This window comes from Phenylobacterium sp. P4_E10 (assembly GCF_056401675.1).
Window position 1 is genome coordinate 132,711 of sequence record NZ_JBFUIW010000002.1, and the last position, 16,142, is coordinate 148,852.

At 68.7% G+C, this 16,142-nt stretch carries 19 protein-coding genes and 1 pseudogene; 7 read left to right on the plus strand and 13 right to left on the minus strand.

The features are described from left to right. Positions 1 to 128: 128 nt before the first annotated feature. Entirely contained in the window at positions 129 to 653 is a 525-nt protein-coding gene (locus tag AC1DQJ_RS02675; protein ID WP_477599999.1) for a GNAT family N-acetyltransferase, read from the minus strand. Between the two features lie 97 nt (positions 654 to 750). On the opposite strand from AC1DQJ_RS02675, the gene fghA reads away from it, so the two are divergent. Further along, positions 751 to 1,584 (plus strand): S-formylglutathione hydrolase, encoded by an 834-nt coding sequence (gene fghA, locus AC1DQJ_RS02680; RefSeq protein WP_477600001.1) that lies wholly within the window; start codon positions 751 to 753, stop codon positions 1,582 to 1,584. A 23-nt stretch (positions 1,585 to 1,607) separates the two neighbouring features. Here the strand turns inward: fghA and AC1DQJ_RS02685 are convergent, their stop codons facing one another. Then, the gene (locus tag AC1DQJ_RS02685; RefSeq protein ID WP_477600003.1) at positions 1,608 to 2,474 is read right to left on the minus strand and encodes a dienelactone hydrolase family protein; all 867 of its coding nucleotides are present in this window, start codon (positions 2,472 to 2,474) and stop codon (positions 1,608 to 1,610) included. A gap of 112 nt (positions 2,475 to 2,586) precedes the next feature. On the opposite strand from AC1DQJ_RS02685, the gene AC1DQJ_RS02690 reads away from it, so the two are divergent. Then, positions 2,587 to 2,820, plus strand: coding sequence for a hypothetical protein (locus AC1DQJ_RS02690; protein WP_477600005.1), 234 nt, complete (start codon positions 2,587 to 2,589; stop codon positions 2,818 to 2,820). Further along, positions 2,817 to 3,644: a PIG-L deacetylase family protein gene (locus AC1DQJ_RS02695; RefSeq protein ID WP_477600007.1), complete on the plus strand. Its 828-nt coding sequence runs from the start codon at positions 2,817 to 2,819 to the stop codon at positions 3,642 to 3,644. The genes AC1DQJ_RS02690 and AC1DQJ_RS02695 overlap by 4 nt, the downstream gene beginning before the upstream one ends. Before the next feature lie 6 nt (positions 3,645 to 3,650). On the opposite strand, the gene AC1DQJ_RS02700 is transcribed toward AC1DQJ_RS02695, so the two are convergent. Genes AC1DQJ_RS02700 through AC1DQJ_RS02710 form a run of 3 tightly spaced genes read right to left on the minus strand, consistent with a single transcriptional unit; the run spans position 3,651 to position 6,961 of the window. After that, a complete protein-coding gene (locus tag AC1DQJ_RS02700) occupies positions 3,651 to 5,408 on the minus strand; it encodes an amylo-alpha-1,6-glucosidase (protein WP_477600009.1) in 1,758 nt (585 codons plus the stop codon). Between the two features lie 52 nt (positions 5,409 to 5,460). After that, positions 5,461 to 5,976: a lactoylglutathione lyase gene (gene gloA / locus AC1DQJ_RS02705; protein ID WP_477600011.1), complete on the minus strand. Its 516-nt coding sequence runs from the start codon at positions 5,974 to 5,976 to the stop codon at positions 5,461 to 5,463. A gap of 1 nt (position 5,977) precedes the next feature. Beyond that, a complete protein-coding gene (locus AC1DQJ_RS02710) occupies positions 5,978 to 6,961 on the minus strand; it encodes a helix-turn-helix transcriptional regulator (protein ID WP_477600013.1) in 984 nt (327 codons plus the stop codon). 84 nt (positions 6,962 to 7,045) lie between these two features. Between AC1DQJ_RS02710 and AC1DQJ_RS02715 the strand changes: the two genes are divergently transcribed. Continuing rightward, positions 7,046 to 7,429 carry a hypothetical protein gene (locus AC1DQJ_RS02715; RefSeq protein WP_477600015.1) on the plus strand — a complete coding sequence of 128 codons (384 nt, stop codon included), beginning with the start codon at positions 7,046 to 7,048 and terminating at the stop codon, positions 7,427 to 7,429. A gap of 132 nt (positions 7,430 to 7,561) precedes the next feature. On the opposite strand, the pseudogene AC1DQJ_RS02720 reads toward AC1DQJ_RS02715, so the two are convergent. Then, positions 7,562 to 8,512, minus strand: a pseudogene (locus AC1DQJ_RS02720) (NAD(P)H-dependent flavin oxidoreductase); the annotation flags it as partial. A gap of 137 nt (positions 8,513 to 8,649) precedes the next feature. Here AC1DQJ_RS02720 and AC1DQJ_RS02725 point away from each other — a divergent pair. Further along, complete coding sequence (locus tag AC1DQJ_RS02725) at positions 8,650 to 9,162, plus strand: hypothetical protein (protein ID WP_477600017.1); 513 nt, start codon at positions 8,650 to 8,652, stop codon at positions 9,160 to 9,162. A gap of 13 nt (positions 9,163 to 9,175) precedes the next feature. Here the strand turns inward: AC1DQJ_RS02725 and AC1DQJ_RS02730 are convergent, their stop codons facing one another. The 3 genes from AC1DQJ_RS02730 to AC1DQJ_RS02740 all read right to left on the minus strand — a co-directional run bounded on the left by AC1DQJ_RS02730 (position 9,176) and on the right by AC1DQJ_RS02740 (position 11,401). Continuing rightward, on the minus strand, positions 9,176 to 10,741 hold the full coding sequence (locus AC1DQJ_RS02730; protein WP_477600019.1) for a carboxylesterase/lipase family protein: 1,566 nt from the start codon (positions 10,739 to 10,741) through the stop codon (positions 9,176 to 9,178). Between the two features lie 85 nt (positions 10,742 to 10,826). Beyond that, on the minus strand, positions 10,827 to 11,102 hold the full coding sequence (locus tag AC1DQJ_RS02735) for a putative hemolysin (protein ID WP_477600021.1): 276 nt from the start codon (positions 11,100 to 11,102) through the stop codon (positions 10,827 to 10,829). A 50-nt stretch (positions 11,103 to 11,152) separates the two neighbouring features. After that, positions 11,153 to 11,401, minus strand: coding sequence for a DUF333 domain-containing protein (locus AC1DQJ_RS02740; protein ID WP_477600023.1), 249 nt, complete (start codon positions 11,399 to 11,401; stop codon positions 11,153 to 11,155). 348 nt (positions 11,402 to 11,749) lie between these two features. Between AC1DQJ_RS02740 and AC1DQJ_RS02745 the strand changes: the two genes are divergently transcribed. Both AC1DQJ_RS02745 and AC1DQJ_RS02750 read left to right on the plus strand, forming a co-directional pair. After that, positions 11,750 to 12,061 carry a GNAT family N-acetyltransferase gene (locus AC1DQJ_RS02745; RefSeq protein WP_477600025.1) on the plus strand — a complete coding sequence of 104 codons (312 nt, stop codon included), beginning with the start codon at positions 11,750 to 11,752 and terminating at the stop codon, positions 12,059 to 12,061. Continuing rightward, positions 12,058 to 12,369: a GNAT family N-acetyltransferase gene (locus AC1DQJ_RS02750; protein WP_477600027.1), complete on the plus strand. Its 312-nt coding sequence runs from the start codon at positions 12,058 to 12,060 to the stop codon at positions 12,367 to 12,369. Before AC1DQJ_RS02745 ends, AC1DQJ_RS02750 begins: the two co-directional genes overlap by 4 nt. Here the strand turns inward: AC1DQJ_RS02750 and AC1DQJ_RS02755 are convergent. The 4 genes from AC1DQJ_RS02755 to AC1DQJ_RS02770 all read right to left on the minus strand — a co-directional run bounded on the left by AC1DQJ_RS02755 (position 12,366) and on the right by AC1DQJ_RS02770 (position 15,819). Further along, positions 12,366 to 12,662, minus strand: coding sequence for a UBP-type zinc finger domain-containing protein (locus AC1DQJ_RS02755; protein ID WP_477600029.1), 297 nt, complete (start codon positions 12,660 to 12,662; stop codon positions 12,366 to 12,368). The two genes, AC1DQJ_RS02750 and AC1DQJ_RS02755, sit on opposite strands and share 4 nt — an antisense overlap. Beyond that, on the minus strand, positions 12,659 to 13,477 hold the full coding sequence (locus AC1DQJ_RS02760) for a hypothetical protein (RefSeq protein ID WP_477600031.1): 819 nt from the start codon (positions 13,475 to 13,477) through the stop codon (positions 12,659 to 12,661). The genes AC1DQJ_RS02755 and AC1DQJ_RS02760 overlap by 4 nt, the downstream gene beginning before the upstream one ends. Before the next feature lie 76 nt (positions 13,478 to 13,553). Further along, entirely contained in the window at positions 13,554 to 14,630 is a 1,077-nt protein-coding gene (locus AC1DQJ_RS02765) for an acyl-CoA dehydrogenase family protein (RefSeq protein ID WP_477600032.1), read from the minus strand. A gap of 1 nt (position 14,631) precedes the next feature. Continuing rightward, positions 14,632 to 15,819: an acyl-CoA dehydrogenase family protein gene (locus tag AC1DQJ_RS02770; RefSeq protein ID WP_477600034.1), complete on the minus strand. Its 1,188-nt coding sequence runs from the start codon at positions 15,817 to 15,819 to the stop codon at positions 14,632 to 14,634. Between the last annotated feature and the right edge of the window lie 323 nt (positions 15,820 to 16,142).

Consider the following 16,142-nt stretch of genomic DNA (forward strand, 5'->3'; position numbering starts at 1 on the left):
CGAAACAGACGGCTGCGATGGAACGCGAGCTTCACCGCAAACAGACGACGTCGGCGAGGACGACCCGGCCGCCGACGTGCCCTCAAGGGAGTAATGGCCAAGCACAGCCGTAGTTCCCGATCAGCGTGTCAAACCTGCAGTTCGGCGAGTTGGGCGGTCATGTAGCGGGCGTCGTCGCCATAGCCGGCCACCTTGGCGGCCAGTTCAGGCGCCAGGTCGTTCTGCGGCTGATAGCCGAGCTTTTTCCAGAAGCTCCAGGCGCCCTGCACGGCGACCAGATCGCCGCGAACCAGCCCTGCCTCCATCGCCGCGCGCGAGGCCGCGCGCACCAGGTCGCGGCCGAGTCCCAGTCCGCGGGCCGCATGGCTGATGGCCAGGTCATGGACAAACCAGTTGTCGGTGGGCGGCGGCGGCGGAAGATGGGTCCCGATCGCCGGAGGACTGCCGGCCGGCCAAGGGTGGCTGAGGATATAGGCCATCAGCCCGCCTGCCGCGTCGAGCGCGGCCCAGCAGAACGGCGCGGCGACCGCCAGTCGGCTGGCCAGTTCTTCCTGTGTCTCATGGAAGTGCGGCTGGAAGACCGTGGTCTGCAGCGCCGCGACAGCCGGCATGTCGTCGATGCTGAGCGGGCGAACGGTTGGCGAGGCGGTCATGCCGCCTGTTTAGCGCCTTCGTGAGGCGGGCGCACGGCGCGACGCACTTGAACACTGGCCGTTTGGATTTCACCTGGATCGGAAAGGCTCTAGGACGATGGGCATGGAAATCCTTCAACAGTACAAGGTTCACGGCGGCACGCTCAGCTATGTGCGCCATGACAGCCCCGCCACCGGCACGCCGATGCGCTTCTCGCTGTTCGTCCCCGGCGAGGCGAAGGAACCGGTTCCCTATCTGATCTGGCTGTCGGGCCTGACCTGCACCGAGGACAACTTCACCACCAAGGCTGGCGCCTACGGTTATGCCGCGCAGGCGGGGGTCGCGATCCTGGCGCCTGACACCAGCCCGCGCGGCGAAGGCGTGGCCGACGATCCGGCCTACGACCTCGGCCAGGGCGCCGGCTTCTACGTCGATGCGACGCAAGCCCCCTGGGCGCCCCACTTCTCGATGGAAACCTACGTCGTCGCCGACCTGATCGAGACGGCCGAGGCCGCCTTCCCGCTGGACGGCGCGCGGCGCGGGATCTTCGGCCACTCGATGGGCGGGCACGGCGCCCTGACCCTGGCCCTGCGCCATCCGGAGCTATTCAGGACCGTCTCGGCCTTCGCGCCGATCGCCTCGCCGACCCGCTGCCCCTGGGGGCGCAAAGCGCTCGGCGCCTATCTCGGTCCGGACGAAGCTGCGTGGGCCGAGCACGATGCGGCACTGCTGCTGGAAAGCGGTCGTGGCCGCGGTCGAGCGATCCTGGTCGACCAGGGCGGCGGCGACAATTTCCTGGAGGAACAGCTGAAGCCGGCGTTGCTGGAAGCGGCCGCTGCGAAGGGCGGCGCGGCCCTGACCCTGCGCATGCAGGCGGGCTACGACCACTCCTACTTCTTCATCACCAGCTTCATCGGCGACCATGTCGCCTGGCACGCAGCCCGGCTCTAGAAGCCGGGCGCGCGCCGACGCCCCTAGACCAGGGCGCGCTTGTAGAGGGCCAGCAGTTCGGCCCAGGCCTTCTCGGCGGCGGGCTCGTTGTAGACGGCGCTGCCCTTGACGGTCCAACCGTGGGCCGCACCCTCATAGACCTCGACGTTGCTGGGCCGCTTGGCCGCGTCGAGAGCGACCTTCAGCTTCTCCTTCGCCGTCGGGTCGGCCTTGTCGTCGTTGTCGGCGACCGCCACCAGGTACTCGGCGTGAGACTTGGGCAGCGTCAGGTGCGGGCTGGTCGGCGCATCGGTGACCAAGCCCCCGCCATGGAAGCTGGCCACAGCGCCGACGCGGTTCGGAACGGCGCCGGCGGTGCGGAAGGCCAGAGGCCCGCCCATGCAGTAGCCCTGGGTGCCGACCTTCTTCTTCGTGTCGGTCTGCGGCTGAGCGTCGAGGAAGGCCAGGTACGCCGCAGCGTCCTTGTCGGTGCCTTCGGGCGTCACGCTGGCGCGCAGCGGCGCCAACTTGGCGCGGTCGTCCGGATTGGCGAAATTGAAGCTGCCTTCGACCACCGGCGCGTGCTTGACGCGGTAATAGAGATTGGGAACCAGCACCACATAGCCTTCGGCGGCCAGGCGCTTGCCCATCTCGCGGAACACCGGGCGCAGGCTGACCACGTCTGGCCAGATCACCACCGCCGGCCATTTGCCCTTGCCTTCGGGGTAGTACAGCGCCGCGTCGGCGACGCCGTCCGGCGTCTTGATCTCAACGTCCTTCTCGACCACCGGCGCAGCCGCGTGAGCCGATCCAGCCGCAACCCCGGCCGCCGCCACGGTCATCAGGCCGAAAGTTCGGCGCGACACGGTGGGATCCTCGATCAAGCCCTGATGAATATCGTCGTCGCACATGGCGGTTTCCTCCCTCTCTCAGCCCAGTCTGTTTCAGCCCATGGAGCGGCGCATTTGTTGCGCGGATGTGTCGGCGTGAAAAGGCCCGCGGCCGGGGCGCGGGAAGATGACAATGCCCGCCGATCCCGCCAGTCTCACTGGTATGACCCTCGCTCCCCTGCCCGCCCAGCCCGCCGATGTCCCCTGGCCCACCGAAGCCTGGCCGCAAGGCGACCTGCCCAAAACCCTCAAGCGCGAGCGCTTCGAGGGGGTGTTGGCGGACGCCTTCGACAGCGACGCGACGCCGCTCGACAAGAAGGACGCGCTGAAGGTCTGGGTCGGGAACGTCGTGGATTGCTTCCGATGATCTGGCTGCCGGCCCTGGCGCTGGCCGCGGCGGCCGGCGGCGCGTTCCTGGTCGCGCGGCGCAAGCTGAACGATGACGGGGTTCCGGTCGCCAGCGATCTGTTCCCGCCGGGCGCCCCGCGCAAGGCCATGGCGATCTGGGCGCATCCTGACGACGAGATCACCAGCGCCGGAACCTTCGCGGCGATGACCCAGGCCGGCGCCGAGTTGACCCTCGTCTACCTGACCGCCGGAGAGGCTGCCAAGGACACCGGTTATGCGCCGGCCGAGCTGGCGGGCGTGCGACGGCTGGAAGCGCAGGCGGCCGGCAAGCAACTGGGCGCGGCGCACGTCGAGGTCCTGGCCTTTCCGGACGGCGGCCTGACCAGGGCCGATCCGGTCGCCGCCAAGGCAGCGATCGCCGGACTGATCGCGCGGTTCGAACCCAGCGTGGTGATCGCCTTCGACGAGAAGGTCGGCTTCTACGGCCACCCCGATCATGTGCAGGCCGGGCGTTGGGTCCGCGAGGTGATCGAGGCCGGCGCCCCTTCGGTGCGGCGGCTCTATCAGGCGACCTTGCCCCAAGCGTTGATCGCCTTGGCGCTGAAACTGGTGGCGGCGTTCCGCAACCACTATCCGAAGGAGCCTGCGGCCGGCCTTCCCGCCCCGACGGTGGCGGTGAACATCGCCGCCCAGGCCGCGGTGAAGCGTCGCCTGCTGGACGTCCACGGCTCGCAGGCCAAGGTCATCGCCGACGTGCAGCCCTACTATGACAAGGCGCCAGCCTGGCTCTACTACCGGCTATTCGACCGTGAGTACTTCGCGCTGGCGGTGGATCGGCCATAGGCAGGCTCAGTCCGCATCTCCCCGCAGCACCACGTCGCGATATCTGAGCGCGACGGCCGCCGGCATGGCCGACCAGCCCTGCAGAAGCGAGCCGCGGCCCCAGGGCGGGGCGAAATATTCGACGGCGCCCATCCAGCCGTTCTCCAGGCAGGTCTGCCACCAGCGCACCATCGGGTAGCGCCACCCGGAGAGCCCGCGCCGCAGGCGCTCCTCGGCATACATGCCGTCCAGCCAGGGCCAGTCCGAGCCGTTGTGATAGCGGTAGGCGAACCCCGACTTCGAGCGGGTGTCGGCCTTGTGCTTGAACGGCGGGAACACGCACATCACCCCCCAGTCGCCGAAGCTCTGGGTCTGGTTGTGGCGAGACTCCAACTTCTCGCGGACGGCGGCCAGCACCTTGAGAGCGCGCTCCTCCGGCACCGCGTCGTGGCGCAGCAGGGTCAGGCTGTCGAGGGTGAGGTGGTCCTCCAGGATCGGCTCGACCTCGGCCAGGCCCTCGGGCGCGGCGTAGTCGGCGTACCAGCCGCCATCCTGCCAAAGCGCCTGCTCGATCGCCTGGCGCGCCCCGGCCGCGACTTCCCGCGCCTGGCTCGCGAGGCTCGGATCGAGCTTGGCGCCGAGCGTGGCGATAGCGTCCAGCGCGCCGATCCAGAGACCTAGATCGTACGCCACGTAGCCGCCGCGATAGACGTTGTCCGCCCAGTCGCGGTCGTGGCGCGGCTTCACCGGCAGGCCGTGCTCGGTGAATTCGCGATAGCGGTTGAAGATCGCCTTCACCAGCGGCCAGTGGCGCTCGGCCGGTTCGCTGTCGCCGGTGACGCGGGCGTAGTCGCCGATGGTCAGTATGAAGAACAGCGGCGAGTCGAAGTGATCGCTCCACCAGTCGGTCGAGCGGGTGTGAATCCAATCCATGCCGAAGGCCGTGGTCCGCAGATCCTCCCAGGCCAGGGCCTGTTCCGAGCCGGAGACGATGACGCCGCTCGGGGCCTCGCCGTCCGCCTGGACGCCGGAGGCCAGGACCTCGATCTCCTCGTGGACGATGGCCGGGGCCAGATCGAGCAGCAGTTGCAAGGTCCAGTAGCCGTCGCGGTAATAGGTCCGGGCGGGGGCCGAATAATGCAGGCCGGCGGCGAGACCATCGAAGCGGCCGCGTTCGTCGCGACGGACGCTGGAGAGCGCCGCATGGGTTCCCTGCATCACCATGCTGCGCATCAGCGCATCCGCCTCGGGCAGGCGATCGCAATGGGCGGCGTAGCCCAGCGCCTCGGCCACGATGGTCTCAACGGTAAAATGCAGCGCGCGTTCGGCCTCGCCGAGGTCGACTCCGGCGGCGACCACCAGGTCCGGGCCGCGCTGTTCGATCAGGATGCTGGCCCAGGGCAGGTCGATCCGCCGGCGGTCTTTCCCGCGCCCCTTCTCGCGGACCACCCGCGTGCTCGGATGGTGCATGCGGTCCCAGGAGGCGCAGCGGCGGGCCGGTGTGAAGCCGCGATAGGTCGCCCCGCGGATCACCATGACCGGCGCTTCCTGCGCCGCGTAGATGCCGCCGCTCGGCGTGGTGAGCATGTTCGGCCCATGCACGTAAGGTCCGGCCAGCGGCGTAAAGCGCAGCCGGCCAAGATCGCCTTCGCCCCACAGCGCCAGCTCGCCGAAGCCCGCCGCCGACAGCTCGCCCTGCAGCCGTGGAGCCATCACCGGCAGCAGCACCGGAACAGTGCTCTCGACCAACCCGTCGGGGCGGGCAATGAGGACGGGTTCAGGCATTTGCGACTGCCGCTCCGGTTGGGCTGCCTGGAAGAACGCGGAAGGGCGGCGGTTAGTTTTGCATCGCCCGCTTGGCGGTGATCAGGGCGCTCAGGTTCGGCCCGGAGACGATCTCGATCCAGTAACCGTCCGGATCAAGGACGAAGGCCAGTCCCCTCATCGCGCCTTCGTCCGGGCGCTTGACGAATTTCACGCCGAGCTCCTCGAAGCGGGCGCAGGCGGCCGCGACGTCCGGAACCGACAGGCCGATATGGCCAAAGCCGCGCGGTTCGCTATTGCCGTTGTGATAGGCGAAGGCCTCGTCGGCCTCGGTGCCCCAGTTGTGGGTGAACTCCAGCAGCGCCGGCTGCTCGAACACCCACTTCACCCGCTCGGCCGGGTCGCTCGGGATCGGCCCGCCCGGATAACCCATGAAGTAGAGCGAGAACTTGGCGGCCGGAAAATCGTACCGGTCGAGCAGGGTCATGCCGAGCACGTCGCGATAGAACGGGATCGTCTTCTCGGGATCCTTGATGCGCAGCATGGTCTGGTTCAGCACGAAGCCGGCCGTCTCGGATTTGTCGCTCATCTCAGCTGGTCCCGTGCGCCTTGGCCGCCACGGCCAGTTCCTCGCGCATCACGCTCCTTAGCCGCTGCGGCCCAATGATTTCCACCTTGTCGCCCCAGGTGAACAGGTGCCAGGCCAGCTCGCGCATGCCGCCGGCCGTGAAGCGCACCAGAACCCCGCCGTCAGGCAGCGGCTCCAGCGTCTGGGTCGGGTGGAAGCGCCAGCCCATGGCCTCTTCAGCGCCGTGCGGCAGCACCCGCAGGACCACCTCCTCGACCTCGTCCTGATAGATGCCGAAGCTGCGGTTCATGAAGGCCTGCAGCGAGAAGCCCTCGGGCCGCGCGCCGGAGGTTTCGGACACCTCGATGTCGCGCAATCGGTCCAGGCGCCAGGTGCGCGGCTCGGCGGAGTTTCCCTCGCCGCCGACCAGATAGTTGGAGCGCCCGAACAGCAGGCCGAACGGCGTGATCTCCCGCACGCGCCCTGGCGAGGATCCGCCCTCGTACCGGAACCGGAGCCGCTTCAAGGACTTAATGGCTTCGCGCACGGCGCCGAGCACCTCATCGTCCTCGAAGGGACGTGGCCCGGCGTGGATCGCCATGGTTTCGGCCTCCAAGAGGGCCTCCAGGTCAGGCGCGAGCTTACGGCGCGCGCCCGCGCGGATGGCGGAGAGGACCTTTTGCTCCAGAGACAGCAGAGCCCCGGCCCGGCTCCTGGCCCCAGCGGCCTTGTACTGCTCGGCCGCCGCACGCAGGGCGGCGAACTCGTCGGCGCTGGGCGCCTGGAAGATGCCGTCCAGTCCCGCAGGAATGCGGAAACGGCGGGTGGGCGGATCGTCCACCTCCTCCATCTGAGGGAACGCCTCGCGCACGGCGTCGCGCATCCGCTCTGCCGTCCGGCGACCGACGCCCAGCCGCTCGGCCATCTCGTCCAGGGTCAGGCCCTCGGCCGACGCCGCCAGCATCCTGGCCAGGTCCAGCAGCCGCGCGGCCTTTTCGTGACGCATGAGAACTTATCCAGAACAACTGTACGTCCGATTCTGACGCACCGGCACTCTATCAAGATCCTGCCGATAGCAAAGGAGCTCCCGATGCCCGCCGCCGCCCGAGTGACCCCGTTCCGCCGTTCCTACGTCGAACCCCAATTCCTGTTCGACGCCCGCCGCCCGCTGATCCCGGCCAGCGCCGAGATGATCGACCAGGTCATCACCCACGCCGACGTGGCGGTGCGCCAGTCGAACGGCCGCATGAAGCTGCGCCTTTCGGCGGCGATGATCGAAGACCTGCAGTTCCAAGGCAAGCTCGGCGACGACGCCGCCCGCCTCGCCGACCTGACGGTGATCTGGGACGACCACGAGGGCCAGGTGGTCACGGTCCGCGACGACGCCCGCCTGCGCGACGCCGCCTCCCGCTGGGCCGACTGGGACGCCCTGTTTGACGAGGAAAGCTTTCGCCCGGTGAGCGCGGCGGCCTGACGGAAACCAAGTTGCTCCCCTTCTGGGGGAGCTGTCAGCCGAATGGCTGACTGAGGGGATTTTCGACTTGAGGAGCAATCCCCCTCCGTCTCGATGCTAAGCATCGATCCACCTCCCCCACGAGGGGAGGAACTAGGCAGGCCCCCAGCGCTTGCCCATGACCTTCACCGTCTCCTCGAATTCGGCGACGGTCTCGGCGATCACCTGGGCGACCGGCTTGACCTCGTCGATGCGGCCGGCGACCTGCCCGGTCAGCGGGATCGACTTCTCGAGGTCGCCGCCGAAGTACATCTCCTTGGCGTGGGCGAACTCGCCCATCACCCCTTCGCCGCCCTCGCGCTCGTAGGCCGAAGTCTTCTCGGTGCGCAGCGCCCGCAGCGCCGGTCCGGGCCCGAAGCGGTTGAGGAAGACGGTGTCAGTCTCCTTGGCGGCGACGATGGCGTCCTTCCAGTTCTGGTGCACCGGGCTCTCGGCGGCCGAGACCATCCGCGTCCCCATCTGCACGCCCTCCGCGCCCAGGGCGAAGGCCGCCGCCATCGAGCGGCCGTCGGTGACGCCGCCAGCCGCGATCACCGGCACGTTCACCTTCGAGCAGACCAGCGGCAGCAGCACCATGGTCGAGACGTCGCGCGCGTTCTTGAACCCGCCGCCCTCACCGCCCTCGACCACCAACCCGTCGACCCCGGCCTCGATCGCCTTCAAGGCCGCACCGAGCGAGGGCACGACGTGGAAGACGGTCAGCCCAGCCTCCTTCAGCGCCGAGCAGTATTTGTTGGGATCGCCGGCCGAGGTGGTGACGAACTTCACGCCCTGATCGACTACGAACGAGACGATGTCCGGGTCGCGCACGAAGGCCTGGGCGATGTTCACCCCGAACGGCTTGCTGGTCAGCAGGCGCATCTTGCGGATCTCCTCGCGCACAGCGTCGAGCTCGCCCGAGGAGGTTTCGATAATGCCCAGGCCGCCGGCGTTGGAGACCGCCGAGGCAAGCTGCGAGCGGGCGATCCAGCCCATCGGCGCCTGGACGATCGGATACTCGATGCCGAGCATCTCGGTGATGCGGGTCTTGATCATGGCGCGCCTCTCCCAAACGCTTGTTTGAACCCATAGGGCGGCGGCGCCGGCGGCGCGTCAAGCGGCGCCCCGAGGTGAACCCAGATTATGAGTTGCGAGTCATTCGCAGTAGCAATACGGTTCGAGCCTCGCAGGAGCGCCCCCGCATGCCCCACCACCAGCTAGACGACCACGCCCGGCTCGGCGACCTCTCCCAAGGCGAGCACATGCTGCTCTGGGCGTTCCGCGCGGTGGCCTTCGGGGCGGGCGACTGCCACATGGTCCGCCGCCAGTTCGAGGAGGCTTGCGGGTCGCTAGGCCTGGAGGCGCTGACCGCCCTCAATGTCTTCGTTCGCGAACTGGGCCTGAACGGCCGCCGCCGGATCACTCTTGCAGCCTCCGGCTCCTATCGGCTCACCCGCGACGAGCAGTCGGTGCTGGCGGTGTTCGCCTCCGCACAAGCCGAAGATTACTGCCGGATGGAATCGCACCTTGCCTGGTTGCTGGCCGACGCGCCGCGCGCGCCGTTCCCGGCCGCCGCCTGCCTGGTCGCCCAGGCCCTGGCGATGAACGGCCTGGTGCTGCGCTTGCCAACGGTAGAGGCCGCCCACGTCCCGGCCGCCGCCCAACTCGACGCGCGAGACGGCGTGGTCACCCCGTTCCGGCGGCGCGCCTCCTGATGTCGTCGCGCGCCTACGTGCCCGGCTGAACATAGGGCACGGCGGCGAACAGCCGCCGCTCGCCGCTGCGCGGGTCCTCGACCATCCGGCTCTGCGCATCGACGACCAGGGTCGCCCTTCGCGTCAGCTCGTAGGGAACCCAGGCCGGCAGCCCCGCATGGTTGGGATCGCCATTGCGCGCCAACGCCGCGAAGGCCCCGCTGAGCTGCTCGGAGGCGCGCTGGCGCTCCGGCGACGGCGCATAGGGCGATCCGGGCGCGCTCAGATTGTCGAACGCCAGCGCGATGTCGGCGGTATGCATCGCTCGCAGCCGACCGCCCTCGATCGTGGTCGGAAGATCGAGCTGGTAGACGAAGGCCGGCGCGCCGGCCCGCGCCCGCTCCTCGGCCTCGATCAGCTGGCCGCGCCACGAGCGGCCGGCCGTCACCGCGGCGAAGAACACGTCGCTGGGCCCATAGTCCGGATAAAGCCGTCGATACTCCGCCACCACATGGTTCGGCTCGATATCGACCCGCATTTCGGGTGCGAGGCGCCCCGCCACCTCGTCCCAGCCCATGGCGAAGGGGTCGGGTTTGGACGCGGCCAGGAACGCGCGCGCCTCGTCGTGGGCGTTGCCGAGGATGAGCGGGATCTTCAGCCCCAGCGGATGAGCGTCCGGGAAGAACGGGTGGCGGTGCAGGCTTCGCTGATCCAGCACCGGGCCAAAATAGAGCCGGCCGGGGGTGAACGGATCGGCCGCCGCCAGGCCCTCCACCAGCTTCTGGGCCGGTAGGGAGGCAACTTCCGCGGCGCGATCGGGCGGCAGGCCCACCGCGTCCAGGAACACGGCCATCCGGTCGGCCGCGTGCAGCGGTCCCGAGGCGGTGACCTGCTGGCCGCTCATGGTAGCCGCGGCATGGAACAGGCCGGCGGCTGCCGGCATGGCCATCAGGGTGGCGATCTTCGCCCCGCCGCCCGACTGCCCGAACAGCATCACCCGTGAAGGATCGCCACCGAACTCGGCGATGTTGTCCCGCACCCACTGCAGCGCCAGCACAAGGTCGAGCATGCCGGCGTTGCCGGAGTCGGCGAAGCGACCTGGCAGATAGCCATAGCCGAACACGTTGAGCCGGTGATTGAGCGTCACCACCACCACGTCGTGACGCGCTGCCAGCCGCCGCCCGTCATAGAGCGGCGATGATCCGGACCCGGACGCATAGGCGCCGCCGTGCAGATAGACCATCACCGGCCGCCGCGCCCCGTCGCGTAAGCCCGGGGTCCAGAGGTTGAGGAACAGGCAGTCCTCGCTGGCCGCCTCGCCCGCCCCGAGGACCGGCTGGGGACAGGCCGCGCCGTAGCGCTCGGCGGCCTGGACCTCGCGCCAGTGGGTCGGCGCGGCCGGAGGCTGGAAGCGCGCCGTCGGGGCGCCGTAGCGTACGCCCTTGAACACCTTCACCGGCCCGTCGGCATAGCCGCGCACCGAGCCGTGCGCGGTGCGGGCGATCGGCGCAGCCCCCGCGGCGTGAACGCCGCTGGGTGTCAGACCCACGGCCGCCCCTATCGCCAGCAGCCGCCGACGCCCAATACGCACCTGGTCCATGAGCTCCTCCGAGGCGGAGCCTATCTAAATTGACACCGGTATCAATCGTAGAGCCTTGGATGCGCGGACCGCGGGGCGGCGGCGGCTACTTGGTCTTCTGCTCGATGCAGATCTTGTCCTGCAGCAGCGCCCACTCCTCGCAGACCTTGCCGTCAGGCAGCTTGCACCAGCCCCATTCCTGGCCGCGCTTGCTGACGGTGATCTGGCTGGTTCCGCCGAGCTTGCTGCAGTTCTTGGCGGCGGGATTGGGCTTCTCAACGACCGGCTTGGCCGCCGGCGCAGGGGTCTGGGCGCCGGCCGGGACGGCCAGCATCAGGATGATGGGTGTGACGAAGGCGGTCGCGCGAAGGCGGTCGAACATGGTCGAAAGCTCCTGTCTAAGCTGAGCCTATGACGATTTCCGAGGGAATGTCACAGCCTTGGATCGGCGCAGAGCTTCTCGCCCAGGAAAACGTCGGCCGCGCAGATGCGGCCGTCCTGCAGCCGACACATCTTGGCCGGTCCATCCGGGCCGTCGCGGGTCTCGATCGTTCCGCCCTCAGCGCGGCAATGGTCGCCCGCGGGGTCGGCCGGACCAGCCACCGGCAGGGGGCCCTTCTTGCTCTCGGCGCAGGACGCCAGCAGCAGCGACACCGCCAAAACCACCCATCGGTTGGTCATGCAAACCTCCAGCGACGATTCCCTACAATCAGGCCGCGACCGCGGAACGTCCAGCGCACGGTCTGGTGTCTTCAGCCGCAGGCCGCAAGGTGAGAAACATCGCTATTCGGATTTGCCCCCCCAAAGGAGAGTGGCTTGGCGGGCTTCACGCACTTCGAGCGGGCGACCGGGACGTCGATCAACCTCGTGTTCGACGTCCGGCCATAGGCGGGCGGCCGCTGCGCCTGCTCAGCTTCTGTGCAGGCGCAGCGGTCTCGCGCCGCAATTCCCCAATTTGCATCCTTGGCCCGCCGACAGCTTGGCGGTTGGCCCACGCGCCTCTATCTCAAGGGACGAGTGGAGGAACCCATGTCCGACCTGCCCGACGTCGTCCGCACCGACAAACGCCTCGAAATCCGGGTCGGCGAGGACGTCGCTTTCGCCGAGTACCAGCTGGAAGGCGACAGCGTGATCTTCCCGCATACCGTGGTGCCCGAGGCCTTCGCCGGCCAGGGGGTTGGTAAGCGGCTGGTCGAAGCGGGCCTCGCCTTCGCCCGCGAACAGAAGCTGTGGGTGCGGCCGCACTGCCCGTTCTTCCACGCCTACATCTCCAAGCGCCCGGAGTTGCAGGAGCTTGTGCACCCCGACGAGCGCGCCGGCCTGAAGGTCAAGGAGGCGTGAGCCCCGCCGCGAACCAAGTCGTCCGCACGCCTACCCGGTTCGAGATCGCCCTGCCGGGCGGCGAGGCGGCCTTTGCTGACTATGAGGTCAAGGGCGACAGCATCGTCTTCCCGCATACGGTCACCCCCAAGGCCTTCGCCGGCCAGGGGCTGGCCTCGCGACTGGCGCAAGCCGCCCTCGCCTACGCCGGCGAGCAGGGCCTGAAGGTGCGGCCGCACTGCGCCTTCTTCCGCGCCTACATCGCCGAGCGTCCGGAACTTCACGACATAGTCCACCCCGACGAGCGCGCCGCGCTCCAGTCCGGCTAGTAGCGCCAGCCCGGCGGATGCGCCGTGGTGTTCCCTTCCAGGTCGAGCATCACCTCGTCGACATAGCACCAGCCCCAGCCCTCCGGCGGGTCATAGGTCTCCATGATCGGATGGCCGGTGGCCTTGAAGTGCTTGGTGGCGTGGGTATTTGGACTGTCGTCGCAGCAGCCGACGTGGCCGCAGGCCCGGCACAGGCGCAGGTGCACCCAGCCCGAACCAATCTTGAGACACTCCTCGCAGCCGTCGGCCGAGGGAGCGACCTCCTTGAGATAGGCGCCGTGCGTGCAGGTCATGGGCTCAGCCACTCCGCGAGGTTCTGGAAATAGCGCTCGGCCGACCTGCGGCCGCGGGGGTCGACGAGGATACGGTCGGACGGCGCCTCGCTGACGAAGCTCGGGCAGCCGGCGCGCGGATCGAGATTGTAGTCGGCGAAGTGGTGAAAGGTGGATTGGGCGACCGCGCGGCCGCCCTCCCCCTCGAAGGCCACGATCAGATTGAAGCGCGCACCGCTGACCTGGCTGATCCCGGTGGCGATCACCCGCGCCCCTTGAACCTCGGCCGGCGCGCTGATCGCGCCCTCGTGCGGATGGGCGGGTAGGAATCCGATCAGGCCGCCCTCGCCGTCGCGCAGCAGCGGATGGTCCTCGGGGCTGATCGTCTGGAACTCGCCGTTGGCGCCGGAGTGGTAGTTCGGCCAGTCGATGTCGAGCGTCACCAGGTCGTCGCGGCAGCAGCGCGCCGGGTCTGTTTCCGGATTGATCGTGTGAAAATGGTGGGCGCGGCCCACGGCGCCCAGCGAGCGGACCGAGCAGCCGAGGTCCTGGTGGTCACGGGTCACCAGCAGCCCGCCGCCGCGAGCGTTGAAAGCCCCGATCGCCGCGCACTCCTCGGTGCTGAGGCCGTCGCCGACATCGACCGCGAACAGCCACAGCTGGTCGAATTCGCCGTCCGCCAAACCCAGCAACATCGGGTCGGATCCCGGCTCCCGGTCGCGGGCGACCACCTGATTGCCGAGGCTGCGCAGGTGGCTTGCGAGGATGGAGAACCGGCCGACGTGCCAGTCGTCCTCGGTCGTCGGGATCGTCGTCTGGATCAGGATGCGCGCCATGCCGAAGACGTAGCGCGTCGAGGCGCGGGCGCAAGCGCAGCGCTCCTGATTCCGCCCGTTGGGCGGAGACTGCCTGCTAGGCCGTCAGCCCCTGGATCTGGGCGGCGATGCGGCGCACGCGCTCGGGGCCACCCAGGAGTTGCCGGTTCAGTCCAACGCGCTTGAACCAGAAGTGCAGGCCCAGCAGGTCGGTGATGCCCATGCCGCCATGCACCTCGGTCGCGGTGCGAGCGATGAAGCGGCCGACCTCCGAGGTGTGGGCCTTGGCGTGGGCGGCGGTCAGGCTGGCCTCTTCCGGCGCATCGTCGAAGGCGTAGGCGGCGTACCAGACCAGCGAGCGGCACGGCTCCAGCTCGGCGGCCATCTCCGCGCACATGTGCTTGACCGCCTGGAAGGAGCCGATGACCCGGCCGAACTGGCGGCGTTCCTTGGCGTAGGCCACCGCCTTCTCGATCATCACCTGCGCGGCGCCCAGGGTGTCGGCCGCCAGCAAGGTCCAGGCGGCGTCGCGCACCGCGTCCAGGGCGTGGGCGTCGAGCGGCTCGGCAGGAACGGCGTCCAACTGCAGCTCGCCAAGCCGGCGGGTCAGGTCGATGCTGGTGACGACCGAGCGCGTCAGGCCAGGCGCATCACCGGCCGCCAGGTGCAGCCCGCCGGCCGTGTCGGCCACCAGGAACAGGTCCGCGGTCATCGCGTCGGTGACGAACAGCGCCCCGCCGCTCAGCGTCCCGCCGGAGACGGTCACGCCCATGCCGTCGCGCGCGCCGGACACCGCCTCGGCGATGGCCAGGCCCACCTTCACCTCGCCCGAGGCGATCTTCGGCAGCCAGCGCGATTGCTGCTCGGCGGTTCCGCCGCGGCTCAGCGCCACCGACGCAGCCACCGCCCCCAGAAACCCCGAAGGCGCGACGGCGCGGCCGAGCGCTTCGGCCGCCAGCGCGGCGTCCAGCAGGCCCAGGCCCAGGCCGCCGTGCTCCTCGGCGATGACGACGCCGGGCAGGCCGAACTCGCACAGTGCGGCCCAGATGTCCGCGCCGGGGTCGGCGCGATCCGCGGCGAAGCTGCGCACGCGGTCGAGCGGGGCGGCGGCCTCCAAGGTCCGGGCCAGGCTCTCCTGCATCAGCCGCTGGTCGGTGGTGATCGAGAAATCCATGTCAGGCGCTCGCCAGCTTGGGTTCGCGCGGCAGGCCAAGGCCTCGCTCCGCGATGATGTTCTTTTGGATCTGGGCGGTGCCGCCGCCGATGATCAGGCCCAGGTCAAACATGTAGTTCCACTGCCAGGACCCGTTGGCCCGCAGGTGCGGCCCGTCCTCGTAGAGCACGCCCAGTTCGCCCAGGGCGTCGATGGCCAGGGCGGCGATCTGGTGGTTGAGCTCGCAGCCCTGCAGCTTGACCACCAGCCCGGCCATGCCCGTGGGCTCGCCCGCCATCGCGGCGGTCATATTGCGCAGGCCGTTGAACTTCATGGTCATCACCCGCGCCTGCAGCTGCATCAGCCGGTCGCAGAAGACCGGGTTGTCGATCAGCCGCTGGCCGTCGACGGTTTCGGTCTTCATCAGCTCGATCAGATTGTGCAGCCGCGCCTCGGTGGCGTTGGGGTCGCCGAGCATGCCGCGCTCGTGCTTCAGCGTGGCGTTGGCGACGAACCAGCCCTTGCCGCGCCCGCCGACCACCGCGCTCTTGGGCACACGCACGTCGGTGAAGAACACCTCGTTGAACTCGGCGGAGCCGGTCATGGTCTTCAGCGGCCGCACCTCGATCCCCGGCGTCTTCATCGAGAACAGCAGGTAGGAGATGCCGTCGTGCTTGGGCGCGTCGGCCTCGGTGCGCACCAGGCAGAAGATCATGTCGGCCTGGGCCGCCGTGCTTGTCCAAATCTTCGAGCCCGAGATCACGAAGTCGTCGCCGTCCTCCACCGCCTTGGTCTGCAACGAGGCCAGGTCCGACCCGGCGCCCGGCTCCGAATAGCCCTGGCACCAGACCACCTCGCCGCGCAGGGTCGGCCCGATCCAGCGCTGCTTCTGCTCCTCGGAGCCGACCTCAAGCAGGGTCGGGACCAGCATGGAAATGCCTTGGTTTGCAAATCCCCTCGGCGCCCCGACCCGGGTGAACTCCTCGGCGATGATCCGGGTCTTCAGGACGTCCGGCGACGCGCCGTAGCCGCCATATTCCTTGGGGATGGTCCGAGCCGCATAGCCGTTGTCGATCAGCAGCCGCTGCCATTCCAGCGCCGCATCGCGCGGACGGGCCGCGTCGCCGACGTAGCGGTCGCGGTGTTTCGTCAGGAAGCTGCGAACCTCGTCGCGAAACCTGTCCATCTCAGGCGTGAATCTGAGGTCCATCGGCGTCCTCCCTGGGCGTCTGACGCTAGGCGAGCACCCGGCGGCGACGGCGGCAAGTATGACCCGGCGGAAGGCGGGCCCGCGCCCGAAGCTCCACAATTCTCAAATTGGACTTTCGTTCAATATGAGATGGGCGTCACTAAACTACTTTAGACTGCAGACCTCACCATTATTCTCGCATGGGTAAAATACCCGCTCACCTTTTGCGGCGCCACTTTGACGAGCGCCCCGCGCCTAGTCACGTCTTGGCTAAGGCCAGCGAATTTCAGGGAAACTTCCGCCCTTGCAATCATGAGTAACCAATTCTTCAGCAGCAAGCGCCT

Coding starts and splice junctions, on each gene's coding strand:
- fghA (WP_477600001.1), top strand. CDS start 751: ATGGGCATGGAAATCCTTCAACAGTACAAGGTTCACGGCGGCACGCTC.
- AC1DQJ_RS02675 (WP_477599999.1), bottom strand. CDS start 653: ATGACCGCCTCGCCAACCGTTCGCCCGCTCAGCATCGACGACATGCCG.
- AC1DQJ_RS02765 (WP_477600032.1), bottom strand. CDS start 14,630: ATGGATTTCTCGATCACCACCGACCAGCGGCTGATGCAGGAGAGCCTG.
- gloA (WP_477600011.1), bottom strand. CDS start 5,976: ATGAGCGACAAATCCGAGACGGCCGGCTTCGTGCTGAACCAGACCATG.
- AC1DQJ_RS02700 (WP_477600009.1), bottom strand. CDS start 5,408: ATGCCTGAACCCGTCCTCATTGCCCGCCCCGACGGGTTGGTCGAGAGC.
- AC1DQJ_RS02760 (WP_477600031.1), bottom strand. CDS start 13,477: ATGGCGCGCATCCTGATCCAGACGACGATCCCGACGACCGAGGACGAC.
- AC1DQJ_RS02770 (WP_477600034.1), bottom strand. CDS start 15,819: ATGGACCTCAGATTCACGCCTGAGATGGACAGGTTTCGCGACGAGGTT.
- AC1DQJ_RS02715 (WP_477600015.1), top strand. CDS start 7,046: ATGCCCGCCGCCGCCCGAGTGACCCCGTTCCGCCGTTCCTACGTCGAA.
- AC1DQJ_RS02735 (WP_477600021.1), bottom strand. CDS start 11,102: ATGTTCGACCGCCTTCGCGCGACCGCCTTCGTCACACCCATCATCCTG.
- AC1DQJ_RS02755 (WP_477600029.1), bottom strand. CDS start 12,662: ATGACCTGCACGCACGGCGCCTATCTCAAGGAGGTCGCTCCCTCGGCC.
- AC1DQJ_RS02695 (WP_477600007.1), top strand. CDS start 2,817: ATGATCTGGCTGCCGGCCCTGGCGCTGGCCGCGGCGGCCGGCGGCGCG.
- AC1DQJ_RS02730 (WP_477600019.1), bottom strand. CDS start 10,741: ATGGACCAGGTGCGTATTGGGCGTCGGCGGCTGCTGGCGATAGGGGCG.
- AC1DQJ_RS02740 (WP_477600023.1), bottom strand. CDS start 11,401: ATGACCAACCGATGGGTGGTTTTGGCGGTGTCGCTGCTGCTGGCGTCC.
- AC1DQJ_RS02685 (WP_477600003.1), bottom strand. CDS start 2,474: ATGTGCGACGACGATATTCATCAGGGCTTGATCGAGGATCCCACCGTG.
- AC1DQJ_RS02745 (WP_477600025.1), top strand. CDS start 11,750: ATGTCCGACCTGCCCGACGTCGTCCGCACCGACAAACGCCTCGAAATC.
- AC1DQJ_RS02725 (WP_477600017.1), top strand. CDS start 8,650: ATGCCCCACCACCAGCTAGACGACCACGCCCGGCTCGGCGACCTCTCC.
- AC1DQJ_RS02690 (WP_477600005.1), top strand. CDS start 2,587: ATGCCCGCCGATCCCGCCAGTCTCACTGGTATGACCCTCGCTCCCCTG.
- AC1DQJ_RS02710 (WP_477600013.1), bottom strand. CDS start 6,961: ATGCGTCACGAAAAGGCCGCGCGGCTGCTGGACCTGGCCAGGATGCTG.